The organism is Halocella sp. SP3-1 (genome assembly GCF_003953885.1).
Taxonomy (GTDB): domain Bacteria; phylum Bacillota; class Halanaerobiia; order Halanaerobiales; family DTU029; genus Iocasia; species Iocasia fonsfrigidae.
In genome coordinates, this window is the sequence record NZ_CP032760.1 from 2117295 (window position 1) to 2143359 (window position 26065).

The window sequence follows — 26065 nt, forward strand, 5'->3', positions numbered from 1 at the left end:
TATCTAAGGTCTGATGGACTTCGGCAATACATAAACGTTAGCTGAAATACTTTACTAGCTGATTGGAGAAGGTTGAGATTATGACAAATATGATTTATAAAGCAACTGCATTTACGGAAGATATTAACGGTGGCAATCCAGCTGGAGTTGTATTAAATGCAGATTCATTGAATGAAGAACAAATGCTAAATATAGCAAAAAAAATAGGTTACTCTGAGACCGCTTTTATAATGAAGTCTAGTAAGGCGGATTTTAGAATTAGATTTTTTACACCGGTTGATGAAGTAGATTTGTGTGGACATGCTATTGTTGCAACTTTTAATTTATTGAGGGATCTAAGCATTATTAATATTGGCGATTATATACAAGAAACAAAGGCAGGAGTATTGAAGATTAAGATTCAAGAAAGATGTATTTACATGGAACAGAATACACCTGAGTATTTTGAATTAATACATAAGGATGAAATTGAGAATTGCTTTAAAAGTAGTGTCAAGAATTATATAAGTGATATGCCAATACAAGTTGTATCAACAGGACTTAAAGATATTATTTTACCAGTTAAGGATTTAAAGACATTATTTTGTTTAAAACCCAATATTCAAAAGATAGAAGAAATTAGCAAAAAGTATAATGTAGTAGGAATTCATGCTTTCAGTTTAGATACCATAAATGGTTGCGAAGCACATACGAGAAATTTTGCACCAAGGTATGGAATAGATGAAGAATCAGCAACAGGAACATCAAACGGTGCACTGGCATGTTACTTGATGAACTATTTAAGGAATAAATTTAATGGTAACTTCACCATAGAGCAAGGATACAGTATGAAGAGACCTTCAAAGATTAAAGTTCAATTAAAATATGATGGTAATAAAATTAATGAGGTTTATGTTGGAGGAAGTGCTGTGATAATTTCAAGTAATAGGTATTTCCCGTAAAGTACTTCAGCTAACATGGGGTTTAAGATTCCGCTGTTGCTCCATCCAAATTCATTTACCAAGCCAAGTCTGGCTAAGGTTCATGAACTTCTTAAACCCCAGGGACGTTATCTGGTACGACTGAGCAATGGTATATAGTTTAGTAGGTGGAAATCCTACCTGATAAGATTAAGCCAAATCATCAGTAGCGAGTCTTGGAGTCAATAAAGTGATTTATTGATTTAAGTGTAGACAGTTAGGTAATAGGCCTGAAAGTGATTGAGCCTCGAAATCGTACAGTTGGGAAAGGCTGACAGTTTCAGATATCTGGAAAGCAACATTTTATGAGACATTAATGGCTAGTTTCTTAAAACCTCCCCGGGGTCTAAGAGCCAGGCATGTTATACAATGACTATATGATAACTCAGGAGACCCTGCAATTCTTCTGAAAAGAAGTATAGCAAACAACTGATAAAAAGGAAGAATGCTGAAGGTTGCAGGGAGTCGGACAGTTTTCATAGTATTGATGAAGCCGGGTAATGCCGGTGGAGAAAAGGAAAACTGCACGAAATCGTATTTGTTAAGGACACATTAACCACACACAGGGGTGGATAAATAATGTCAACAAAATTAGCAAAGATAGCAATAAAAGCAAAACAAAATCCAAAGACAGTATTCACTTCACTGTATCACTTACTGAATGAGGAATTACTGCTGTTATGTCATCAAGAATTGGAAGCTGGTAAGGCAACAGGTGTAGATGAAGTAACTAAAGCAGAATATGAGGAGAACTTAAAAGAGAATATAAGTGCTCTTGTGGAAAAATTAAAAACACACTCATATAGACCCCAGCCAGTAAGAAGGATATATATACCCAAAGGTAAAGGAAAAGGAAAAGTAAGACCTCTAGGGATACCAGCATATGAAGACAAGCTAGTGCAGCTGGGATTAAAGAAGATACTGGAGCCGATATATGAAGCCATATTTCTGGACATATCATATGGATTTCGACCAGGACTAAGTTGTCATGACGCCTTAAAGAAGCTAAACATAGTAATAGAAAAGCAGAAAATCAGCTATGTGGTAGATGCAGATATAAAGGGATTCTTTGACAATGTAAATCATGAATGGTTAATGAAATTTATAGGAGTAAATATAGCAGATCCGAATATAAAAAGGCTGATAGTAAGGTTTCTCAAAGCTGGAATAATAGAAGATGGGGAACTCACAGCAACTGAGCAGGGAACACCTCAGGGAGCAATAATATCTCCATTACTGGCAAATATATATCTTCATTATGTACTAGACCTATGGTTTATGGGGATAATTGGCAAACATTATCGTATCAACGGTGAAGCTGAGATAGTGCGATACGCTGACGATTATGTATGCTGCTTTCAATACAAAAGAGCAGCAGAGATATTCTTTCATGTACTAAAGAAAAGACTAGCAAAATTCGGTTTAGCACTGGCAGAAGATAAATCCAAGATAATAGAATTTGGTAGATTTGCAGCCAGTAACAGCAGACGATTAGGTAGAGGCAAACCGGAAACCTTTGACTTTCTAGGTTTTACTCACTACTGTAGTACAAGCAGAAAAGGTAGATTTAGGGTAAAACGTAGGACGATGAAGAAAAAAATCAACGCCAAGATAGTAGAATTCACAAGATGGATAAAGCTAAGGAGGAATATGTTGACGACCAACGAAATAGTAGATAAGGTTAAATCCAAGTTGAGAGGACATTATCAATATTATGGAATAACAGATAATAGTAAGTCTATAGATAATTTTAGACAGGCAATTATCAGAATACTATTTAAATGGTTGAATAGAAGAAGTCAGAGGAAAAGCTTTATATGGGAGAAATTTAAGAAATATATAATTGATAAACACATACCAAAAGCAAGAATATGTGTAAATATATATGGATAGTTTTGATTTTATGTGAGATGGAGTGAGGAGCCGGATGCCCGAATTGGGCCCGTCCGGATCTGTGAGGGTTCGGCATCGTGAGGTGCCTTCTACTCGACAAATAGCCGCTTGTTTGTATTTTTTGAATGTTATTTGAGAGGGGGCTTGCTATGATTAAAGATAAATACAAAGTTACCAAAGAAGAAAGTGAAAAAGTATTTATAAATTATTTTAAGGTAGAAAACGGAAATGAAATACTCAGCACTTTACCTAGTAAAGAGAAGAAAAAAGTTATTGTTTTAAAATACATAATGAAAAATTTTGAAGCAAGTAAAAAATATGATTATAAGCAAATTAATCGAAAGTTAAAAGAGATTTATTCTGATTATGCTACTATTAGAAGACATTTAATTGATTATGGATTTATGGAAAGAACTAGAGACTGTAAATATTATTGGGTAAATGAGCGAATGTAAATATGAGGTGATATAAATTGAGTTCAGGTTGGGAAGCTGATGATGTAATAAGTGTTATCGATAGTTTGAAGCAAAATTATGGAGAAGAAGCTTTAGAAATTGTTGAAAAAGCTTTATATAAATCTGCATATGATTATGGGAAAGAACTTAGAGAAAATGATTATCCTAATATTAACCCGAGTAATTATGTCAAACATTTTTTAGAAAATGACTCCGAGGAAATAGAAGTAATATTAGATTCTAAGAATAAGGCAATTATAAAAACAAATAAATGTATGATTGCTGATATTTTTCAGTCATTAGGAAGACCAGAAATAGGTTCTAGATTTAAGTGTAAACAAGATTTCGCTATAGCCAAGGGATATGATCAAAATATGGAACTTATTATTTCAAAATCTTTTATGCAAGAAGATGATTGCTGTATTCACGAATATGTAAAGAAAACCGATAAATAAATTAAGGCATACAACGGGGGAGTTGCGGCTACATCAGATAACAAAATATTGCCGGTTCCATTCCTGACGTCATTTCACCCAAATTCATGAACCTAAGCCAAGTCTGGCTAAGGCTCATGAACTTCGGCAATACGGATACGTTATATGACATTGAACCGGGGGTATATGGATAAAAAAATAAGCCCAGTAAAGGACTTAAAGCAAAAAATCATATTTTCGTTTTCCATGAATGATCCGACGGATCTCGACTTCTAATGTATTTTCCTTTACTACATAGAAGACTAAATAGCTTTGAATAACTAGAATGCGATAGCCTTTATATTGGATAAGAGTATCTTTAGGCGTAGCCCCCATATACGGAAAGTCTTCTAATTTAGAAATAGTTTTTTCAATTTGGTCTAGAAATTTCAATGCCGCATTAGGATTATCTTCTTGAATATACTCTATAATATCAATTAAATCTTTTCGAGCAATAGGAAGATAATTAATATTATATTTTTTACACATTTAGCTTGGCCTTCATTTCATCCATTAATTGTCTATGGGAGATTTTGTTTGTATTTGATTCACTTTCAGTTTCAGCTTCTCCTAATTTTTGGTATAATTCTAATAGAGCTTTTTGTTTTTCATATAAAGCTTGGCTCATAACAACCATATCACCTTTACCATTTTTAGTTAGGAATACTGGTTCGCCTTCTTCATGACATAGTTCTGATATTTGTTTAAAATTATTTCTTAAGTCAGAAACGGGTCTAATATTAGGCATAAAAACAACTCCTTTATCATTAATGTTGTTATTATTATATCACAATTAAGATAAAATATAAATTAATAATATGTAAATAAAGTTATAAAATACAAGTAAAAAGAAATTGGAAGTATAATGTTCAACGTCATATAACATGGGGTTTAAGACTCCACTATCGTTTCGCCCAAATTCAAGTGTCTAACATAAGAGCTATGTAAGACACTTGAACTTCGTAAACCTGCGGGACGTTATGTGAAATATGCTGCAGACTGCTTATTATGTGGGAGTATAAAAAATCATTCGCGGGTCTAAGTCGAAAAAGCAGGCACCTCCTACTTTTTCGACTTAGAGTTAGGCATAAAAGACGTTAAGAAAAAAATTATATTTGAGAGATAACTATTTCAGAAACTTAATCAAAATTTATTTTAGCGGTTTTAAATAACAAAGCAAAAGCAGTTATATAATATTCAACTTGAAATAATTGCTTTTATTTTCACTATATCTAAGATATAATTATAACTGTAATTAGAAAAGAAAAAATCAAGGGGGAAACATCAAATGGAAAAAATAAATAGTAAAACAGAAATTAATAAATATCTGGAAGACATTAAAAATAAAGTGGTTCCTGAAGTTTCTCCTGATAAAATATATCTGTTTGGTTCATATGCCATAAATAACTATGACAGTGAAAGTGACATTGATTTATTCTTTGTTGTCGACAGTAATGATTCCGCAAGAAAAATACAAAGAAAGATCAGTAGCTTGTTAAAGGATAGATTAATACCTATTGATATAATAGTGTATTCGCGTGAAAAAATGGAAAAGCATAAAAATATTATAGGAACTCTTCCCTATAGAATTAACCAGGAAGGTGAACTAATTTATGAAAAATAAAGAAATAAAAGAGATTAGTAAAAGCTGGCTAAAAAAAGCTAAAGAAGATTTAATAGCAGCGGAAACTTTATTAGATTCATCTGAAGAAAGGCTTGAATTTTTAACTGCATCTATAGGCTTTCATAGTCAACAATGTGTTGAAAAATGTTTGAAATCGATTCTAACATTTAATCAAATTGATTTCAAAAGAAGCCATGATATTCATTATCTTCTTAATTTATGTGAAGATAAAATGGATTCAGATAGCTCCAGAGAAATTGGTGAAAATGCTGATATGCTAAATGATTTTGCTGTTAATGCCCGATATCCTGGTGATTATGAAGATTTTGATATTGATGAAAGTAAACAGGCATTTCAAATAGCAAGAAATGCTTTTGCTGTAGTTAAAGATATTATAGATTGATATTAATGTAATACATATGTGAGTAAATTTGTTTATAATAAAGATTAGGAAGAAGTAATAAATTTAATAACGTGGTTAAAGCGCAGGACAGATCGGGTCCCTCCTCGGACCTCCCAATCTGTCCTGCTTGGCAGCATACATCACATAACATGGGATTTCCAGCTCCACTACGTTTCGCCCAAATTCATGAGCCTAAGGGCGTCGCCCTAAGACTCATGAACTTCTTAAATCCCTGGTACGTTATCTGGTACGACTGAGCAATGGTATATAGTTTAGTAGGTGGAAATCCTACCTGATAAGATTAAGCCAAATCATCAGTAGCGAGTCTTGGAGTCAATAAAGTGATTTATTGATTTAAGTGTAGACAGTTAGGTAATAGGCCTGAAAGTGATTGAGCCTCGAAATCGTACAGTTGGGAAAGGCTGACAGTTTCAGATATCTGGAAAGCAACATTTTATGAGACATTAATGGCTAGTTTCTTAAAACCTCCCCGGGGTCTAAGAGCCAGGCATGTTATACAATGACTATATGATAACTCAGGAGACCCTGCAATTCTTCTGAAAAGAAGTATAGCAAACAACTGATAAAAAGGAAGAATGCTGAAGGTTGCAGGGAGTCGGACAGTTTTCATAGTATTGATGAAGCCGGGTAATGCCGGTGGAGAAAAGGAAAACTGCACGAAATCGTATTTGTTAAGGACACATTAACCACACACAGGGGTGGATAAATAATGTCAACAAAATTAGCAAAGATAGCAATAAAAGCAAAACAAAATCCAAAGACAGTATTCACTTCACTGTATCACTTACTGAATGAGGAATTACTGCTGTTATGTCATCAAGAATTGGAAGCTGGTAAGGCAACAGGTGTAGATGAAGTAACTAAAGCAGAATATGAGGAGAACTTAAAAGAGAATATAAGTGCTCTTGTGGAAAAATTAAAAACACACTCATATAGACCCCAGCCAGTAAGAAGGATATATATACCCAAAGGTAAAGGAAAAGGAAAAGTAAGACCTCTAGGGATACCAGCATATGAAGACAAGCTAGTGCAGCTGGGATTAAAGAAGATACTGGAGCCGATATATGAAGCCATATTTCTGGACATATCATATGGATTTCGACCAGGACTAAGTTGTCATGACGCCTTAAAGAAGCTAAACATAGTAATAGAAAAGCAGAAAATCAGCTATGTGGTAGATGCAGATATAAAGGGATTCTTTGACAATGTAAATCATGAATGGTTAATGAAATTTATAGGAGTAAATATAGCAGATCCGAATATAAAAAGGCTGATAGTAAGGTTTCTCAAAGCTGGAATAATAGAAGATGGGGAACTCACAGCAACTGAGCAGGGAACACCTCAGGGAGCAATAATATCTCCATTACTGGCAAATATATATCTTCATTATGTACTAGACCTATGGTTTATGGGGATAATTGGCAAACATTATCGTATCAACGGTGAAGCTGAGATAGTGCGATACGCTGACGATTATGTATGCTGCTTTCAATACAAAAGAGCAGCAGAGATATTCTTTCATGTACTAAAGAAAAGACTAGCAAAATTCGGTTTAGCACTGGCAGAAGATAAATCCAAGATAATAGAATTTGGTAGATTTGCAGCCAGTAACAGCAGACGATTAGGTAGAGGCAAACCGGAAACCTTTGACTTTCTAGGTTTTACTCACTACTGTAGTACAAGCAGAAAAGGTAGATTTAGGGTAAAACGTAGGACGATGAAGAAAAAAATCAACGCCAAGATAGTAGAATTCACAAGATGGATAAAGCTAAGGAGGAATATGTTGACGACCAACGAAATAGTAGATAAGGTTAAATCCAAGTTGAGGGGACATTATCAATATTATGGAATAACAGATAATAGTAAGTCTATAGATAATTTTAGACAGGCAATTATCAGAATACTATTTAAATGGTTGAATAGAAGAAGTCAGAGGAAAAGCTTTATATGGGAGAAATTTAAGAAATATATAATTGATAAACACATACCAAAAGCAAGAATATGTGTAAATATATATGGATAGTTTTGATTTTATGTGAGATGGAGTGAGGAGCCGGATGCCCGAATTGGGCCCGTCCGGATCTGTGAGGGTTCGGCATCGTGAGGTGCCTTCTACTCGACAAATGCTGTTGCGATAGTATTATTATGTACTGGTTAAATATTGATAGTTTATCTTCTAAAGTATATAATAAGAATGTAATATTTAGTAAAAAGAGAGGAGCGGTGTGATATGAAAACTATATCATTAAGAGTACCAGACTTCTTTGACTTAAATGAAAAAGAAACTAAATTACTTATAGCATCAAAATTGTATGAGCAAGGTAAATTATCTTTAGGTGAGGGATCTGAATTAGCTGGTGTGTCCAAAAGGACCTTTATAGAGTTATTAGGAAATTACAATGTATCTGTTTTTAATTATAGTGTTCAAGAATTAAAAGGAGATATAGAAAATGCCTAAATTTATATCAAATACAAGCTGCTTAATTGTATTAGATAACATTGATATGTTATTTATATTAAAAGAACTTTATGGTTCTATAATTATTACTCAAGAAGTTTCTGAGGAATTTGGAAAAGCTGTTCCTAAATGGATAGACATTAGAGAAGTAAAAGATAAAAAATATTTGAAACTGATGGAGAATTTTGTTGATTTAGGAGAAGCAAGTACAATTGCTTTGGCGTTAGAAATAGATGATAATGTTGCTATATTAGATGATTTAAAAGCAAGGAAGTTGGCAAATAAATTAAATATGAAGATAACAGGGACATTAGGAGTTATAATTAATGCTAGAAAGAAAAATATAATATCTTCTACAAATGAAGTTTTAGATAAATTAAAAAATACAGGATTTAGAATTTCAAAAGAATTAGAAAAAGAATTATTAAAGTATGATATGTAAGCAAACAGCACTTCAGATAACAGCGTATTTACACAGGGGGTGCTTTTTTATTATGAAAGTGAAAAATGACGCACCAAATTTATTCGCCAAGCGCAGTCGGTGCGCCAAGAAAAGAGCATATCATATAGTAGGTGGGATTCCTACTGAGGAAGGTTTAGCAAACCACTCATAGCGAGTTTTGGACATTTATTGGGTAACCATAGATGTTAAGCGTAAACAGTTAGGTAGTAGGCGGTAAGCATTTAGCTGAAGGGATTGAGCCTCGAAATCTTGGAGATTGGGAAAGGCCGATGCTGTCGACTGAGCAGAAGGCAACATTATAGTATTCGATAAGCGAGAATACAATAACACCCCGGGGTCGGAGACCTCCGCATGCTATACATAGATATGATATTGTTAACTTGGGAGGCCCTGTAATTTCTACGCAGAGAGATAGGATGTAACCAAGCGATAACAAAGTAAGGACATCTAATATTACAGGGAGTCGGATAATCGCATAGTACCGAGGAAGCAGAGTAATGCCTGTGGATGGGAAGGCGATTACACAAGATTAATCTTAAAAGGGAAACATATTCTATACACAGAGATAGGTGAAAATGTGGAAACGAAACTTGCAAGAATAGCTGAAGTAGCTAGAAATAGACCTAATGAAAGATTTACATCACTAATACATCTAATTAATTATGAATTGATAGTCAAATGTCATCATGAACTAGCTGGAAACAAAGCAGCTGGAGTAGATGAAGTAACAAAAGCGGAGTATGGAAAGAATCTTCCAGGGAATGTTAAGAGCTTAATAGCTAGAATGAAAAGATGGGCATATAGGCCATTACCTGCGAAAAGGGTATATATTCCAAAAGAAAATGGGAAGAAGAGACCGCTAGGGATTCCAGCATACGAAGACAAACTAGTTCAAAAGGCACTATCAAAGATTCTAAATGCGATATATGAAGAAGACTTTCTTGAATGTTCATTTGGTTTTCGTCCAGGAAGAAACTGTCATGATGCCTTGAGAATATTAGGAAGAATAGTTAACAGAGATGATATTAACTATGTAGTTGATACAGATATTAAAGGATTCTTTGATAATGTAGACCACGGGTGGATGATGAAATTCATTGACCATCGAATTAAAGATCCTAATATACAACGACTCATATCGAGACTTCTTCGGGCTGGAGTCATGGAGGCAGGAATAAAATATGACACTCCACAAGGAACACCGCAAGGTGGAGTCTGTTCTCCAATTATGGCGAATTTATATCTACATTATGTTGTTGACCTATGGTTTAATAAAACAATGCGTAAAGAGTTAAAGGGTAAAGCTTACATGGTGAGATACGCAGATGATATAATATTTTGCCTACAGTATAAAGAAGATGTAAAATACTTCTATAAAGCAATGAAAGAAAGAATATCCAAATTCGGTTTAGAGTTATCAGAAGAGAAAACTAAGATAGTAAATGTATCTGCTGATGATGACAATGACACATTTGATTTTCTTGGATTTACCCATTATATGGGTAAATGTAAGGATGGAATCAAACGACTAAAGAGAAAGACAAGTAATAAGCGATATCATCGTAGTATAATGAGATGTAAATCCTGGCTAAAATATAATAGAACTCTTCCAGTAAAAGAACTAATGAGGAAGTTAAACAGAAAACTAACAGGAACATACAACTATTATGCAGTATCAGATAACAGCAAAAGTATTGATAGCCTGTATGATGAGGTTCAAAAGCTAGTTTATAAATGGTTAAACAGACGCAGTCAAAAGAAAAGCTTTGACTGGGAGAAGTTCGAAATATTCTTGGAGAAATATCCTATTGTCAAGCCAAGAATAAAAGTAAATTTATATAGATTAGGTGCTGGTGCTAGTTATGTTAGGTGAATAATCGAGTGAAGAGCCGTATGCCTAAATAGGGCACGTACGGTTCTGTGAGGAGTTGGGGTTGTAAAGCCCCGCTTACTTGACCGCTAAGGTTCATGAACTTCTTAAATCCCTGGTACGTTATACGCAATAGTGGCAAAGTACGAGAGATTATTAAGCCCAGTTTTCGAGGGACAAGTTATTAATTCTCTGAAATTCTTTAGTGTTATTTGTAACAAGAGTTATGTTTTCAGACAGAGCATGTGCTCCAATCATTAAATCATACGCACCTATTATATTGCCTTGCCTTTCTAATTCAGCTCTAATCCTACCATATTCAGAAGCAGCTTTATCAGAAAAGGGTAATACCTCGATCGAGGAAAGAAACCCGGCAAGCGCAAGTCTATTTCGTTCTGTGTATTGACTTTTTTCAACACCATATTCTAGTTCAGCTAAAGTAATGGAAGAAATGCAGACATCACCAACATCTAAGGTGTGGAATTTGTTTATAACTTTTTCAGGCTTTTCTTTGATTATATAAATACATATATTAGTATCAAGCATATATTTCATTACAAATCATCTCTATCCTGTATTTTGGGTTGATTACGATCGTTTAAAAAATCGTCTGAAAAATAGTTTAAACTAGTTTCTAAAGAATTCCATTTGCTATCTTTAGGAATAAGGAGAACAATGTCTTCAAACTTTTTCACATAAACATCAGAACCATTAAATCTATATTCTTTTGGAAGACGGACAGCTTGACTTCTACCATTTTTAAATAATTTTGCAATATCCATAAAATTAATCACACTCCTAGTATAATATAGTCATAGCATAAAGCTATGCGGTTTTTTATATCAAAGTTGGTTTAAGGATTTTAACCTCCTATCTTCCAACTTGATTACATTGTATTTTTATTCATTTTATCGTGTACAAGTGGCTCCTCTAGACACCAGACTTTTCATAAGGTATATTTATATATTGAATAGGAGTATGAATGGTCACCTCCTAGGGAAAACAGCTACGACTGTTTGATACCTGTAATGAAGTCAATTAATCCATTCAATAGCTATTTATGATTCGGCTGGTTGGGAGCCTTTGTGCTATACCTGTATCACATGCTAGGCTGTGTAACTATTGTCTGGAAATGGATGCCTATTCGAAAGGAGCATTTATCATGTCTTATAAATTTAATCCTTATTTATCTGTTGGTATTGATGTTGGTGCTGATTTTAGCATGATGTCTATGACTTTGCCTAACCAACAGTTATTAGGAAAACCATTTAAAATTATTCACAACAGATTAGATTCTCTTGCTTCTGCTGTTTTAAAAATAAAAAAAGCAGAAGAGTTGAATTCGTTGAAAGCTCGCATCTTTCTTGAATCCACTGGGATCTATCACTTCCCACTCTTCTGCTACCTCAAAGAAGCTGGATTTGATGTTTTTGTCATCAACCCGCTCATCTCTAATTCTAGCAGAAATTTGAACATTAGGAAAGTGCATAATGATAAGTTTGATTCAAAAAAGGCGGCTCTTTTAGGATTAAATCCTAATCTCAAGGTTTCATTGGTTCCAACTGACCTGGTTCTTAATCTTAGAAATTTGACCCGTGAATACTTCAATCTTGTGGATAGTCGTTCCGCTTATGTCAATAAACTTCTAGGACAACTTAGAGGCTTTTCCACAGTTTCTTGGAATCTTCTCAAAAGTTACTGGAAAAACTTCTCTGATGATCTTGCAGGAATATACTACACCACAAAACATCTTGTCTGCCAACAAAGAAAAGCTAATTGCTTCTATTGCAAAGATTTCTAGAAAAGGTATTAGTACTGCTACTAAGAAGTATGAAAAATTAACTAAGGCTGCTAGAGAAGCCTCTGTATTCGGTCATGCTGTAGACAGTAACTTTTATCTTATTCAACACTATATTGGCTTCATACAAAAGTATGATGCTGAAATCAACCATTTGCTGGAACAGATGCACCAGTTTGTAGACACCCATGAAGATGAACCCTTTGTAAAACAAATTCATCTTATAGAATCATTTAAAGGTGCTGGCTTCCTGAGTGCAGTCACTCTTATGTGTGAGATTGGTGACTTCTCAGCCTTCCAGAAACCTAAGCAGTTGTATGCCTACTTTGGTCTAGATCCAGAAGTAAAGCAATCTGGTAACTTTAATGGTACGAATGTCAAGATCTCTAAAAGAGGATCCAGGCTAGCACGTAGAACATATTCACAATGGCATTACAATCAATATCTAGAGACCGTAAAGGCAGAGATACTAATCTTGTTTTAAGAAGTTATTATCTCAAGAAATGTCAATCTAAACCCAAAATGGTTGCTCTGGGAGCTGTTATGCATAAAGTTTGCAACATCATATTTGCAATATTGAGAGATAACAAACCTTTTGAGATTAGAACTCCAGAAGAGCATTGTCTGAAATATACCAAGTTTAAACTACAAGCTGCATAAAAATACTCAGAAATATAGTTTTACATTTTTTAACTTTTTCACTAATTGATCAAGTTCTATTAAAGTTACCTATTTTTCTGAAAAAACTTTTTTAATTTTTTTCAATTTAGCTATTGACTTTTCTTAGCTGGACTTAATAGAATAGTGTTAGTATATATCATAGTATATACCATTATTCATTGTTTTGTCAATAAATTGTTGGTTAATTACGGGGGAGCCACTACAACGTATAACATGGGATTTAAGGTTCCGCTATCGCTGCACTCAAATTCATTCGGTAACAGCGGTCGCTCTAAACCTCATGAACTTCGGAAATCCCTGGTACGTTATCAGAAATTAATTTTTAATATATCAGTAAAGTAAGGAGATAAACAAAATGAAAAAATTATTAGTAATGTTCATATTAGTAACAGTTTTAACAATTAGTGGAAATCATTCTTTTGCAGAAAGTGATATTTATGATGAATTCTATAGAGCTGTAACAAATCAAGACTTAAATAAAGTAAAAAAAATAATAGAACAGGAAGAATTTAATATAAATATGATTCGCTGGAATCGATTATTTTCACATGGTTCAGATCATTATAATTATGATAAAATTAATCGTGATTTGATAAAATTATTATTATCAAAAGGAATGAAGCCAAATAAATCATATATCGATAATGAGTTTGGTAGTCATGGTCTTTATAAAAAAGAATTTAGAGATAGTGCACTTAGTAATTTAATTAGCCGTTCTTTATATGAATTAATTGATTTAGTTAAATCTTATGGCGGCTATATAAGAGAAAAAAGTTTCACTGATATAACTACTGAATATATTAATAGTCTAAGTGAGTCTCAAATTATATCTATATTTCATTTTACATATCCTATATATCTATCACATAATGAAATTTGGCCTGGGGTACCCTGGATTTGGGAAGAAATAGTGGAGTACATTTGCCTAGACCCTGTAAAAAATTTAAGAATACTAACTACATTTTATGATTTAGTAGTAAAGATAGTAGATAAAGATTTAATTTATAATTTTTTAGAGATATATATTCAGGCCTTTTTGCAAACAAATTTCACTTGGAAGATAAAAGAAAGTAATAGTGTTTATTATGAATTTAGTTTTGAAGATAAAGATATTGAAAAACAAGGGTTTGTTAAATTAGGAGGTTTAGATAGTAGAAGGTGTAGTTATGGATATGAAAGTAAATTAAGTTTTGAGGAAGCTTATGAACAACAATTATGGACTGTTTGCAAATTTTCACATAGAAGAGGAGAAGTTTTCAGTATGTTGGCTACAGCTAATATTTTAAGGTTACTGGATAAATTAAGTACTGAAGATGAAAGGGCTGATGAATTATTTAATTATTATGGGAAAAGGGTACAAGAAAAGTATAACCGATTTGCAAAAAAATGGAACAATAATATTTTGCCAGAATATCCCTATGATAAATTTAAGGATATTAAAGCAAGTCCTCCTATTCATGTTGACGCTAAATATTTAAAAAATAAATATGACAAGCTACCTACATTAAATTATGAATTTAGTGAAGTGGATTACAAATTTATAAAAGGAAATCTATATATTTCTAATCTTGAAAATTATTTTTTAAATGAATTAAATAAAATTAATATAGGCTATAGTGAAGAACGATTACTAAATTTAATAAAAAAAATAAGTGATAGCTCAATTAAGGGGGATTTTGACTTATGGCAAGAAGCATTAAAAGTGGCAGATTTTAATCAGTCATCTAGGGAAATAAAAGATAGTATAGTATATAAAATGTCCATAGTACATCAGGGACCAGTGAGACTTTCAAGACATATAGGTTATTCACTTTTTTATGATAGGTTTAAATCATTAATATCCAATGATTTTTATCGGGAATCTATTAAATTTTATCAAGCAAATCAAAGTACAATTAACGGTTATTATTATAGTTATAGTGATGAAGTCAGAGAAGAAGTTTCAGAGGAAATAGATCCCTTTTTTAAAATAAAAGACGAAGATTTGTATTTTAATTTACCAGATGAGATTAGTAAAGATTTTGAATTTGATTATGTTGGGGAAATAGGGAACTATCCTATAACAATGAAGCTTAAGAAAAAAGAAAATAAGGTAACTGGTTATTATTATTATAATAAATATAAAAAGAAAATAAGAATAGAAGGTACTATGGATGAGTATGGAAAAGTAAGACTAAAAGAATTTAGAGGTAATAAATCTACAGGACAATTTTATGGATCATTTTTTTCTGCAGAGCAGATCAGAGGAATATGGTATTCACCTGATAAAGATGTTGAGTTTGAATTTAATATTAATCAATTTAATTATAAAAATGTAATAAAAAAAGAGTGAAACTAATACCAAGATTTATTTATATATGAGGTGAAAAAATGAACTTCTGATAACAATATATTTCCGGTTTCGTTCCTTCGTCTCTGCACCCCAATCCATCAACCCAAGTTAGGAGCTAACTAAGGGTTGATGGACTTCGGCAATACGGATACGTTATACGAAAAACCACAGCATATTTTTTTACATGCAATTATTTTTGGAGGGTTATATATGCCTTATGTTATAGAGTTGTTTTTTGACAAAGAAAGCGAAAAGGAAATAAGAAAATTGTGGACATTTTTAGATGAGCAAGGTATCAATGTTGATATGTTAAATATAAATAGTACTCCACATATATCTATCTCTGCTTTTGAAGATGTTAAACTTGATTTATTAAAAGATAAAATGAAGTCATTTATAAAGGATCTTAGTTCTTTTAATATTAAGCTGGAAAATATCGGGACATTTCCAAATAATAATGGGGTAATATTTTTAGGTGTAGTAGTTACTCAAAAACTTTTGTATATACATAAAAAAATTCATGATTTAATTAATGAATATAAAAATGTACAAGCACCTTATTATCTTCCAGAAAAATGGATCCCTCATTGTACACTAGGAATTAATTTATCAAAAGAAAAGGTTTCTGAAGGGATTAAACAGCTTATCGAAAAATATGAACCTATGACAGTCAAAGTAAAATCTATTGCAATTGTAGAATATTTTCCTGCAGAAATAAGATATAAATTTGAATTAGAAAATTGATAGATTATTAATTTTAAGAGCTGTGGTTCATCGTATAACATGGTGTTCCCATTACGCCAAAGACCATGGCTACCTTTCAGGACATGCTCTCTGTCACAAAGTTTGCAACAAATGAGGTTAGTATTTTGGCGCAAACTTTGTGACAGGCCTACAGCACGAGCACCTCGGGAACACCAGGGACGTTAGACGAAATAACCCTAGTGGGAAAGGACTGTTAAAAATAAAAGATTGGTTTAATCCAAATGACGATAGCAAAACAATTATCTCAGCCCAAGAACACATAAAAAGTTCTCATGGATATCAGAATCACAATATTAAGTTAGGTAATACTACATTATTATTTGAAACAGGCATAGCTATACCATATATTGAAGAAAATTATGACACATCTATATTAATAGATAAATTACCTGGATTTTTATATAATCCAAAATGTTTAAAATTTAAAAATAATGAAGATCTTAATTTGATTCAAGGAGGATATGGTTCGCCTGCCGCAATTGATACACTAGAAACTATTATTGCAATGGGTACAAAAAGAGTTGTTATCTTTGGGATGTGTGGAGGAATTGGGAAAGATTTAGAGGTAGGAGATTTAATAATTCCTAAAGAAGTAATTAGAGAAGAAGGAACTTCTTATCATTATTTAAAAAGTGGGATTAATTCTGAACCAGATATAGAATTATTGCATAAAGCTGAGAATTTTTTTACAAAACATTATGAGAAAAAAACATTTACTGGTAAGACAGTTAGTACAGATGCAGTTTATAGACAAACAATAAATAAAGAAAAGAGTTGGAGAGAAGAAAGTATTTTAGGAATAGATATGGAATCATCTGCTTTGCTAGCGGTTTGTTCTTATTATAAGATACCTGCAGTATCCATACTTATAGTATCAGATAAACATAATTTAGATGATAAAGAGGATTGGAACTGGGGTTCTAAAAGTTTCAATAATGATAGAAAAAAGGCTATTGATTTGTGTATTAAGTTTGTGGCGGGTTACATCGTCTAACAAATCAGGAGTATTTCCGCAATTGAGCCAAAAAGAAAACCCAAATCAATAATAATAAATATGATTTGAGCTTTTCAAATCTGCTAAACTATGAGATACAATTGAGGAAATACTTTGTTGAACGAAGCTGCGGCGCTCAAGATATTAATCTATGGATTTTTAATAAATCTTCAAATCCTTAAAATTAAATAAAAGATATAAACATAAATAAGAACCCAAGAAATAACAAGAAAAAAACTAAAAAATAGCAACCCAGGGATGCAAGTTCCCCCTCCCCATAAAGTCAATTTTTATAAAATTTAAGAATTAGATCTGGAGGACCTTTAAAGTTTCTGGGTAACTCATCTTCAGTAACAAATTTATGACAACCACATACAGGACACTTTTTAATTTCAAGACCGAGTTTTTCAATAAGCTGATCAGTAGGAAGTCTAATATATTCAATAATCTTTGTACTGGTAAGTTTTTTACATAAAAGAAGTTTGGTCTTTCAGTTTCGACTGCCCATAATACCAAAGTAACGGATCTTTTTGAATCTCTTTGGTAGGATATGCATAAGAAATCTTCTGATAAATTCAAAGACATGGAGTGTCATAAATTTCTCTTTATCTTTATCCTTATAATCTTTATACGTAAAAGTGACCTGATGATTCTTCACTTTAACAATTCTGCTATTGGCAATAGCAACCCGATTAGTATATTTAGCAAGATAGTTAACAACATAGAAAGCATTTTTAAAAGTCTTTTCACAAAAGACAACCCAATTTTTATTGTACAAAGTATCAATAAAACCCTGATAACTTCTATTATCATTTAAAAAATCAATATCACCATAAAAATTAATATTACCTGCTAACACTTCTTTTTTAAAGAAAGCCAGAAATTTACCTCTGAACTTTTTAGCAATAACTTTAACAGGCATAAAGAAATTATTTTTTGACTTAATCCATTGATTAATAGATGATAATCCCCCTGCAGGTATGATACAATGTAAATGAGGATGAAAAGAAAGAGTCTGTCCCCAGGTATGCAAAACAGCAGTAATGCCGATTTGTGCACCAAGATATTTTTTATCAAGAGCAAGTTCCTGCAATGTCTCTGAAGCGGCCTTAAAGAGAAGCGAATAAAAAATTCTTTGATTTTTAAGAGCAACAGAATTAAAATCAATCATCAGGAACAGTAAAAACAACATGAAAATACTTTTCATTAAGCATATTAGCCTGTTGTTTAAGAATCCACTGTTCTCGCTCAAGGCCCTGACATTTAGGACAATGCCTGTTACGACAGGAATTATATGAGATGCTTAAGTGACCGCATTCTACACACTTATCAATATGTGCACCCAAAGCAGAAGTACGGCAGTTAATCAAAGCCTGTATAACATTAAAGGCATTATGGTGGACAGGAAAATTCTTTTTAAACTCATCCCAATATTGGATTAAAATGTCCTGAATCTCAGGCATTTTTATCATAGCTTAAGGTATCAAGGGGGCTTTTTATCTTAAGCACTCTTGTATCTCTTAAATGGAGATACAAGCTAGTTGTTTTGATGCTGGCGTGTCCCATGAGTTGTTGAATATATACAAGGTCAACGCCAGCATCAAGCAAATGAGTAGCAAAACAATGTCTCAGTGTATGAAGAGAGGCCTCTTTTGCAATACCCGCATCAATTCTGGCTTTACGAAATTCTTTCTGTGGTGTTCTGGAACTCAAATGAATCTCAGGATTTTGTCCCGGGAAAAGCCAGTATTGAGGTTTATATTCTCTGTAATAATCACGTAGAATATCAAGATTAATATTTGACAAGAGGGTATGTCTATCTTTATAGCCCTTACTCTGATTAACAATAATTTTCATACTGTAACTATCAATATCTTTAACTCTCAATCTAACAACTTCTGAAACACGTAACCCACCACCATAAATAGTGTAGAAGATAGCCTTGTGTTTAAGATTATTAACCCTATCAAAAACAGCCTGAATTTCTTTTTTGGAGAGGATAACAGGGAGTTTTTTCTGTTTTTTAGCTCTGGGAATATACTTAATATCCCAGTGTTGATCAAGGGTTGACTCAAAAAAGAAGCGCAGAGCACTATATGCCTGATTAACATATCCTGTACTTAAATTTCTTACATCAATGGCATGAGCAAGAAATTCTCTGATATGATCTGAATTAAGAGAATCAGCATTAGAATCAAAGAACTTCTCAAAATGTTCAATATGTCTGAGATAACAAACCTGGGTTCTACTACTGAAATTTCTTAACTTCATGTCCTGAATCATTTTTTCTTTGAAAACTGTCATAAACCACATCTCCTTAAAATTTTTTATTCTATTTTACATAAAGATGTGGTGAAATTAAATAGACTTATTTGAGGATTATATGTTATGTTAGGAAAAAGCCACTGCGTCAGCAGTTTTGTTCAACAATATATTGCCGGTTTCGTTCCTTCGTCACTGCATCCAAATCCAGCAACCCAAGATATGAGCTATCTAAGGGTTGCTGAACTTCGGAAATACGGATACGTTAGGTGAAATGCTAAGATAGTTAGGAAGTGAAGAATAATTGAAATCAGTATCAATAGAAAAAAGTAATAGAAAAAACAATATAATAGCAAGTATTCCTCATGGATCTTCGTATATAATAAGGGAAATGAAAAAGAAAATGAAAGATGAAATAATATTAACAAATAATGACTGGTTTTTAAATGAACTATACGATTTTTTAATAGAGCTAGATATTACTACTGTATCTGCTAATTACAGCAGATATGTTATTGATGTAAATAGAAATATAGATAAAGAATTACATGGTAAAGATTATACAGAATCGTTGATTTATATGAAAACAACATTTAATAAAGATATATATTGTGAACCATTACTAATTGAAGACATTGAAAAAAGAATTAATGATATTTATTTGCCATATCATTCTACTTTAAAAAGTGAAATTTATAGAGTTTTAAATAAATTGGATAAAGTGTATTTATTTGATCTACATAGCTTTTATGCACAATCTACTGCTGATGTAGTACTTGGGACTAAGGAAGGTAACACCTGTTCTGAATTTGTTTTAGATATAGTTTATAAAGCGTTTATCTCGGAAAATTTCCAAGTGAAAGTTGATGAAAAAGGCCTAAGAGGAGGTTATATAGTTTCTCATTATAGTACTATAGACGGGGTTGAAGCTATACAAATTGAATTAAGATATACTAAATATATAGAAGACCGATTTTTTGGAGAAGAAGAACTGCGAAATAAAGATGATGTGTTATTTACTCATACAAAGGAAAAACTAAAAAGAGTTTTTAGAAAAATTAAAAATGAATTAAATAAAGAGTGTATGTAAATGAGTCCGCACTTCACCTAACAGCAAGGTTTACGGTTCCGGATAGCAGCCGACAAGGCTACTGTCCTGCGGGTGAAAGTCCCGCCATGTCAATTGCCCGATTCAGACATGTAGTGATGCCACAGTTTATGTGGGTAACCACATATTCATTGCGTGGTGTAAACGGCCCAGCCGCCCTGAAATTTCAGCGGTGGGAGCAGCCAGGGGGTCTAGCGAGTATGGGGGCCTGAAGATAAACAAATGACTGCAGTCTCGAAATAAACTCCTAGCGGAAGTTGCATAGCAGGAATGATCAACGTGCCGAATGGTTCGGAACTCACATGAGGCCGAAGTTCTTTGGGAAGAAACGGGTAATAGCACCAAAGAAACGTTGCGGGATAGGGGTCCAAGCAACCATATAAGGACTGTAGAGATAACGTCGGGAAGATCCTACTTCCAGCCAGGATGGTCACAACTGGCAAAGACCTGGCTTATAAGAGACACGAAGTAGTCAGGAGGACTTAGGATTAGCGCATGAGGTCGTAGTAGCGAAGATGGGAGGGTAATGGCTTTCTAAGTATGGAGCATCATACTCTTGAAGCGGTAACGCCGTGACAAGGCGAAGGACTTCTGGGCTCTTGGTCGTTCAAAGTCGTTTTAACTCAAGACTTACTTGAGGAGAGCAACGAATAATTGAACTAGCAGCTTATGTAAACCATAATATTCATGGATGTATATGGTTGCCAACATTTAAGTCTGGGGTAATATGGAAAGGCAAAGTTGTGATTGTAACCAAGGTCAAAACCGGACTCGGGAAATCCGACCGTCCGGGATTGTAGGGAGGCTCCGGGAAATGTGATAAAGAGAGCCGGACTGCGGCTTAGTGGGAAACTGACTAGAATAGCCACCGGACTCTAAAGTGCGCGCACCCGGTTTCTATCCCGACCTACGCTGCACCCAAATCCATTAGACTAAGATAAGAGGTATCTAAGTCTGATGGACTTCGTAAACCTGCGGGACGTTAGAACGCCAAGAAGCTTGATATTTCTTGCAAAGTGAAATCGAGTGAAGGATCCAACGTAAGTAAACCCGATGGTAAGGTTGAAATAAAGAGCCAGACATAAGGTGAACTATTGCTACCTCGCTGTCTATTGGAACAAAGCAATAGTCGTTGAATGGATTTTCACAGGTCAGTCTTTGTCGGGCAAGACCTAACCAGTCACCCGTATCGAGTGTTGCACCGAAAATAGGTAACTACTAGGTGAAGTGTACACAGAGAAATCTTTAGGCCAGAAGGAGACCGTACTCCTGAAGCACATTCAGCCCCGTAAGCGAGAAGTGGATGAGGGCTCCGGGGTAAAGGTAGAATCTAAGGTAATACGAACTGGCTAAGATGTAAAACTGAGTAAACCCAATAGGTTCCTAAAAAAAATATATAGGTTAAAAAGAAACAGCTTGCTGTCTGCTAGTAACGGATAGTTTTAAATAACTTGAGCCGTATGAGGGGAAACTTTCATGTACGGTTCTTAGGGGAGGAAGAGGGAGCAATTCCTCCTACTTACCCGACTGTCCGATAGGAGGTATAAAAAATAGATACAAAAGATAGATTTTTACAGTTTTGGTTTAAAGGAGTAAATGAGTATATTGAGAAAGAAAACAATGAAGAAGTGAACTGTTTTCTTAAGAAATGTGCAAAAAGTTGTTCTGATTCTTATTCTTTAAAAATATATCAAGAAGCATTTGAAAATGAAAATTCATCTTTAAAAGAGTCTCTAGAAATACTAAAAGATAGTTTTTCTGATTTTAAATACAAGATATTTAGTGAAAAAATTGAAATAATATATCAAAATTGTGGTTGTGATCTTGTTCAAGAAAATTTGATCAAATCTCCCCATATATGTATGTGTTCAGAATTGAGTTTAAAATATAACTGGGAAAATATATTCGGGAAAAATAATGTTAAAATAAATAGAATGTTATCGGTACTAGAGGGTGATGAAACATGTATTTTTGAAGTTAGATTAAAGCAACTAGGACACATCACATAACAAATCAGGAGTATTTCCGCAATTGAACCAAAAAGAAAACTCAAATCAATAATAATAAATATGATTTGAGCTTTTCAAATCTGCTAAACTATGAGATACAATTGAGGAAATACCCCTATGTGTTGACTCAAAAAAGAAGCGCAGAGAGCACTATATGCCTGATTAACATATCCTATACTTAAATTTCTTATATCAATGGCATGAGCAAGAAATTCTCTGATATGATCTGAATTAAGAGAATCAGCATCAGAATCAAAGAACTTCTCAAAATGTTCAATATGTCTGAGATAACAAACCTGGGTTCTACTACTGAAATTTCTTAACTTCATGTCCTGAATCATTTTTTCTTTAAAAACTGTCATAAACCACATCTCCTTAAAATTTTTTATTCTATTTTACATAAAGATGTGGTGAAATTAAATAGACTTATTTGAGGAATTATATATTATGCTAGGAAAAAGCCACTGCGTCAGCAGTTTTGTTCAACACAGTATTGCCAGTTCCACTCCTGTCGTCGTTCCACCTAAATTCAGGTACCTAAATAAGAGCTATCTAAGGCCCCCTGAACTTCGGCAAACCTATACGTATATGAAAGAATGAGCCTGTTTTTTAGTGGATAATGATTGGTGAATGTAAAGTATTGATTATAAATTAAGGAGTCAAATGACATGCAGAATTTAGTGGTTCGAAGACCAAGAATTGAAGAGATAGATTCCATAAATGAGTTTTTTGAACTTGTAATTAGGGATACATTTGAAAGAAATGGAATTGCTGATTTAGTAGAAACTTTGGAAGGAGAGATAGAGGATAAAAGAAAATGCTTAAATCAAGATATAGAAAGTAATGGTGAAAAAAGATATTTTCTTATAGTTACAATAGATGATATGATAGTTGGTTCTATTGAGTATGGACCATCTAATGATTTAATAATTACATGTACGAATGGAGAATTAAAAGATCTAGTAGAGATAGGAACAGTTTTTGTGCATCCTGAGTATCAAAGAAAAGGTGTAGGAAATATTATGTTAATTCATATATTTAATGAATTAAAGAACAAGGGAATAAAAGAGTTTTGTTTTGATAGTGGATATAAAATTGCACAGAAGATATGGATTAAGAAGTTTGGAGGTCCAGAGTATCATTTAAAGAATTATTGGGGAGAAGGTGCTGATCATATGGTTTGGAGATTGAAGGTAAGTGATGTCCTAGAATAAAAAATTTGAGTGTGTCGTTCTAAAGATAATTAATCTAATGGGGACGGCTCATTCCTTTACAATCCCATTACGGCTAAAAACCAGCCTACCCTAACGGGACATTGTCTCTGTCATGTCTTTTGCATTAATTATGCATGTAATATATGAGCAAAAGCCATGCCAGCCCTACGGGACGACAACGTCGGGAATGCTCGGGACGTTAGGCGACATACCAAATTAAAATAATTACAATATGGAGGAATAATTATATGAGTAAAATATTATTAGCAGGAGCAACTGGATACTTAGGTGGTTATATATTAAGTGAGCTTTTAAGACAACAACATGAGGTAAGAGTTATCGTCCGAAATAGGACAAAATTAGAACAAAAAAATTATGAAAAAGTTGAAGTAATAGAAGCTGAAATAACTAAGCTAGAATCAATCAATAATTGTTGTGATAATATTGATTTTGTTATCTCTACAGTAGGAATTACAAAACAAAAAGATGGCCTTACATATATGGATGTTGACTATCAAGCTAATAAGAATTTGTTAAAAGAAGCAAAGAAAAGTGGTGTAAAAAAATTTGTTTATATTTCTTTATTAAACGGGCAAAAACTTAAAAACCTAAAAATATGTGAAGCAAAAGAGTTATTTGTAAATGAATTAAAAAAATCTGGTATTGATTATTGTATCATTCGACCAAATGGATTTTTCTCTGACATGTCAGAGATTTTTTATATGGCACAAAAAGGACGTGTTTATCTATTTGGTGATGGAAAATATAAAGCAAATCCTATACATGGTGAAGATCTAGCAGTAGTATGTGTAAACTCTATCGAGAATGCAAGAAAAGAGATAAATGTAGGGGGGCCTGAGACATTATCGCAAAATGAAATTGCTGGTATTGCTTTTAACATTGCAGAAAAAGAAATTAAGATAACATATATACCTAATTGGATAAGAAAAATTATCTTATTCATTATAAGAACATTTACTTCTCAAAAGTTTTACGGATCAATAGAGTTTTTCTTAACTGTCTTATCAATGGATATGATTGCTCCAGAAAAGGGTAAACATACTCTGGAAGAATTTTATGGGAATTTAAAAAATAATCATATGTAAGATATTATAAAAGATAATTTGGTACGATCGCTTAACAATATATTGCCAGCTCCATTCCTAACGTCATTACGCCCAAATCCATCAGACTAACATAGGAGCTAACTAAGGTTGCTGGACTTCGGCAATACGGTTACGTTAGAACACCAAGATAAATCTAATACTTCTGGCAAAGTGAAATAAACAAAAACAAATTATCTCAAAGTAAGGGAACCAACGCAAATAGCCAATGGTATGGCGGCCTAATAAAGCAAAAATGCCGGATAACTGGTCATTATACACCACTATCCTTTGAAAAAGTATAATCGTTGAAATGGTTTATAGTCCGATAATGAATAAGCCGAACAAAATCTTTGCTGAGCAAGGTTTAGAGGACACAGAAAGAGAGCAGAAAGATGGCTATCTGAAGTGCAGAAGAGAGATCCTAATTTATTTGCACACTGGCAATACCGGAATAGAAATATTAATATGGGTTGAATGATAAGAGCCGGATGAAGAGAGACTTTCAAGTACGGTTCTGTGAGAAGCTTGGGGTGAAAATCCCCTGGCTTACTCGATTTGTAACATTGCACACTAATTATAGAAATAGAGTTTATTTATATTGTACGAGGTGTAAGGATATGATAAAAAAGGAAGAATGCATAAAAAGATACTTTAATATGTGGTTAAGTAAAGATGGTTCATGTCTTAATGAGATATTTGATGATAATGTTGTATATAGTGAATGTTATGGTCCTGAGTATAGAGGAATAAGACAAATTATCCAATGGTTTGATGATTGGAATGAACGGGGAACTGTTATAAGGTGGGATATAAAGCAATTTATACATCAGATGAATCAAACTGCTGTAGAATGGTATTTTGAATGTGAATTCGCTGGGCAAATCTCTAGGTTTGATGGGGTATCTATTATTGTATTTAATGATAATGGAAAGATTATTGATATAAAAGAGTTTCAATCGAAAGCAGAGCATGAATTTCCTTACGGGAAATTATGAATATAACCTTATGGCTATTTAGTGATTAATAAGAGAGATATATAAGCCTCCTACATAAGGGGGTTTTATTGTTTTATGTCTAGTTTCGTCGAAGTTGAAGGAATTATAAATATCATGATGAAGTAGATAGTAAAAAAGACTTAGTAAGGGGTTTATTCCTACTATATGCTTATTGTTTAATG

The 26065-nt window shown here is 33.2% G+C and carries 24 protein-coding genes and 2 pseudogenes; 19 read left to right on the plus strand and 7 right to left on the minus strand.

Annotation, left to right across the window (positions count from 1 at the left end; genetic code table 11):
- Positions 1–80: 80 nt before the first annotated feature.
- The 4 genes from D7D81_RS10065 (at position 81) to D7D81_RS10080 (ending at position 3762) form a co-directional block, all read left to right on the plus strand.
- Positions 81–941, plus strand: coding sequence for a PhzF family phenazine biosynthesis protein (locus D7D81_RS10065; protein ID WP_125989651.1), 861 nt, complete (start codon positions 81–83; stop codon positions 939–941).
- Positions 942–1538: 597 nt separating this feature from the next.
- Positions 1539–2852, plus strand: a complete 1314-nt coding sequence (gene ltrA / locus D7D81_RS10070) for a group II intron reverse transcriptase/maturase (protein ID WP_125989641.1) — start codon at positions 1539–1541, stop codon at positions 2850–2852.
- Positions 2853–3001: 149 nt separating this feature from the next.
- Positions 3002–3307, plus strand: a complete 306-nt coding sequence (locus tag D7D81_RS10075) for a DUF2087 domain-containing protein (protein WP_205739164.1) — start codon at positions 3002–3004, stop codon at positions 3305–3307.
- 17 nt (positions 3308–3324) lie between these two features.
- Positions 3325–3762: an L-2-amino-thiazoline-4-carboxylic acid hydrolase gene (locus D7D81_RS10080; protein ID WP_125989655.1), complete on the plus strand. Its 438-nt coding sequence runs from the start codon at positions 3325–3327 to the stop codon at positions 3760–3762.
- Between the two features lie 195 nt (positions 3763–3957).
- Here D7D81_RS10080 and D7D81_RS10085 read toward each other — a convergent pair whose 3' ends face one another.
- A complete protein-coding gene (locus tag D7D81_RS10085; RefSeq protein WP_125989657.1) occupies positions 3958–4269 on the minus strand; it encodes a type II toxin-antitoxin system RelE/ParE family toxin in 312 nt (103 codons plus the stop codon).
- Positions 4262–4528 carry a type II toxin-antitoxin system Phd/YefM family antitoxin gene (locus D7D81_RS10090; protein ID WP_125989659.1) on the minus strand — a complete coding sequence of 89 codons (267 nt, stop codon included), beginning with the start codon at positions 4526–4528 and terminating at the stop codon, positions 4262–4264. Before D7D81_RS10090 ends, D7D81_RS10085 begins: the two co-directional genes overlap by 8 nt.
- A gap of 540 nt (positions 4529–5068) precedes the next feature.
- Between D7D81_RS10090 and D7D81_RS10095 the strand changes: the two genes are divergently transcribed.
- The 6 genes from D7D81_RS10095 to ltrA (D7D81_RS10120) all read left to right on the plus strand — a co-directional run bounded on the left by D7D81_RS10095 (position 5069) and on the right by ltrA (D7D81_RS10120) (position 10622).
- Complete coding sequence (locus tag D7D81_RS10095; protein WP_125989661.1) at positions 5069–5404, plus strand: nucleotidyltransferase domain-containing protein; 336 nt, start codon at positions 5069–5071, stop codon at positions 5402–5404.
- Positions 5394–5807 carry a HEPN domain-containing protein gene (locus D7D81_RS10100; protein WP_125989663.1) on the plus strand — a complete coding sequence of 138 codons (414 nt, stop codon included), beginning with the start codon at positions 5394–5396 and terminating at the stop codon, positions 5805–5807. The genes D7D81_RS10095 and D7D81_RS10100 overlap by 11 nt, the downstream gene beginning before the upstream one ends.
- Before the next feature lie 730 nt (positions 5808–6537).
- The gene (gene ltrA / locus D7D81_RS10105; protein ID WP_125989641.1) at positions 6538–7851 is read left to right on the plus strand and encodes a group II intron reverse transcriptase/maturase; all 1314 of its coding nucleotides are present in this window, start codon (positions 6538–6540) and stop codon (positions 7849–7851) included.
- Positions 7852–8058: 207 nt separating this feature from the next.
- On the plus strand, positions 8059–8286 hold the full coding sequence (locus D7D81_RS10110) for a UPF0175 family protein (protein ID WP_125989627.1): 228 nt from the start codon (positions 8059–8061) through the stop codon (positions 8284–8286).
- The gene (locus D7D81_RS10115) at positions 8279–8728 is read left to right on the plus strand and encodes a PIN domain-containing protein (RefSeq protein ID WP_125989629.1); all 450 of its coding nucleotides are present in this window, start codon (positions 8279–8281) and stop codon (positions 8726–8728) included. Before D7D81_RS10110 ends, D7D81_RS10115 begins: the two co-directional genes overlap by 8 nt.
- A 598-nt stretch (positions 8729–9326) precedes the next feature.
- Positions 9327–10622: a group II intron reverse transcriptase/maturase gene (gene ltrA / locus D7D81_RS10120; RefSeq protein ID WP_125989664.1), complete on the plus strand. Its 1296-nt coding sequence runs from the start codon at positions 9327–9329 to the stop codon at positions 10620–10622.
- Positions 10623–10775: 153 nt separating this feature from the next.
- Here the strand turns inward: ltrA (D7D81_RS10120) and vapC are convergent, their stop codons facing one another.
- Together vapC and vapB are read right to left on the minus strand one after the other, a co-directional pair.
- Complete coding sequence (gene vapC / locus D7D81_RS10125; RefSeq protein ID WP_125989666.1) at positions 10776–11174, minus strand: type II toxin-antitoxin system tRNA(fMet)-specific endonuclease VapC; 399 nt, start codon at positions 11172–11174, stop codon at positions 10776–10778.
- Positions 11174–11401 carry a type II toxin-antitoxin system antitoxin VapB gene (vapB, locus tag D7D81_RS10130; RefSeq protein ID WP_125989668.1) on the minus strand — a complete coding sequence of 76 codons (228 nt, stop codon included), beginning with the start codon at positions 11399–11401 and terminating at the stop codon, positions 11174–11176. Before vapB ends, vapC begins: the two co-directional genes overlap by 1 nt.
- A 380-nt stretch (positions 11402–11781) precedes the next feature.
- On the opposite strand from vapB, the pseudogene D7D81_RS20285 reads away from it, so the two are divergent.
- The 4 genes and pseudogenes from D7D81_RS20285 to D7D81_RS10150 all read left to right on the plus strand — a co-directional run bounded on the left by D7D81_RS20285 (position 11782) and on the right by D7D81_RS10150 (position 17189).
- Positions 11782–13077, plus strand: a pseudogene (locus tag D7D81_RS20285) (IS110 family RNA-guided transposase).
- Positions 13078–13453: 376 nt separating this feature from the next.
- The gene (locus tag D7D81_RS10140; RefSeq protein ID WP_125989670.1) at positions 13454–15430 is read left to right on the plus strand and encodes a hypothetical protein; all 1977 of its coding nucleotides are present in this window, start codon (positions 13454–13456) and stop codon (positions 15428–15430) included.
- Between the two features lie 210 nt (positions 15431–15640).
- Entirely contained in the window at positions 15641–16174 is a 534-nt protein-coding gene (locus D7D81_RS10145; RefSeq protein ID WP_164522207.1) for a 2'-5' RNA ligase family protein, read from the plus strand.
- A 139-nt stretch (positions 16175–16313) separates the two neighbouring features.
- Positions 16314–17189 carry a nucleoside phosphorylase gene (locus tag D7D81_RS10150; protein WP_125989674.1) on the plus strand — a complete coding sequence of 292 codons (876 nt, stop codon included), beginning with the start codon at positions 16314–16316 and terminating at the stop codon, positions 17187–17189.
- Between the two features lie 283 nt (positions 17190–17472).
- On the opposite strand, the pseudogene D7D81_RS20380 reads toward D7D81_RS10150, so the two are convergent.
- Together D7D81_RS20380 and D7D81_RS10160 are read right to left on the minus strand one after the other, a co-directional pair.
- Positions 17473–18652, minus strand: a pseudogene (locus D7D81_RS20380) (IS91 family transposase).
- Positions 18645–19493 carry a tyrosine-type recombinase/integrase gene (locus D7D81_RS10160; RefSeq protein ID WP_125989676.1) on the minus strand — a complete coding sequence of 283 codons (849 nt, stop codon included), beginning with the start codon at positions 19491–19493 and terminating at the stop codon, positions 18645–18647. Before D7D81_RS10160 ends, D7D81_RS20380 begins: the two are co-directional and overlap by 8 nt.
- Before the next feature lie 262 nt (positions 19494–19755).
- On the opposite strand from D7D81_RS10160, the gene D7D81_RS10165 reads away from it, so the two are divergent.
- Positions 19756–20541, plus strand: a complete 786-nt coding sequence (locus tag D7D81_RS10165) for an N-formylglutamate amidohydrolase (protein ID WP_125989678.1) — start codon at positions 19756–19758, stop codon at positions 20539–20541.
- 1646 nt (positions 20542–22187) lie between these two features.
- Positions 22188–22568, plus strand: coding sequence for a hypothetical protein (locus D7D81_RS10170; protein WP_125989680.1), 381 nt, complete (start codon positions 22188–22190; stop codon positions 22566–22568).
- Positions 22569–22651: 83 nt separating this feature from the next.
- Here the strand turns inward: D7D81_RS10170 and D7D81_RS10175 are convergent, their stop codons facing one another.
- Entirely contained in the window at positions 22652–22930 is a 279-nt protein-coding gene (locus tag D7D81_RS10175) for a phage integrase N-terminal SAM-like domain-containing protein (RefSeq protein WP_164522208.1), read from the minus strand.
- 306 nt (positions 22931–23236) lie between these two features.
- On the opposite strand from D7D81_RS10175, the gene D7D81_RS10180 reads away from it, so the two are divergent.
- The 3 genes from D7D81_RS10180 (at position 23237) to D7D81_RS10190 (ending at position 25883) form a co-directional block, all read left to right on the plus strand.
- Positions 23237–23782, plus strand: coding sequence for a GNAT family N-acetyltransferase (locus D7D81_RS10180; RefSeq protein WP_125989684.1), 546 nt, complete (start codon positions 23237–23239; stop codon positions 23780–23782).
- A gap of 248 nt (positions 23783–24030) precedes the next feature.
- On the plus strand, positions 24031–24888 hold the full coding sequence (locus D7D81_RS10185) for an SDR family oxidoreductase (protein ID WP_125989686.1): 858 nt from the start codon (positions 24031–24033) through the stop codon (positions 24886–24888).
- A 656-nt stretch (positions 24889–25544) separates the two neighbouring features.
- Positions 25545–25883 (plus strand): nuclear transport factor 2 family protein, encoded by a 339-nt coding sequence (locus D7D81_RS10190; protein WP_205739169.1) that lies wholly within the window; start codon positions 25545–25547, stop codon positions 25881–25883.
- Positions 25884–26065: the final 182 nt, after the last annotated feature.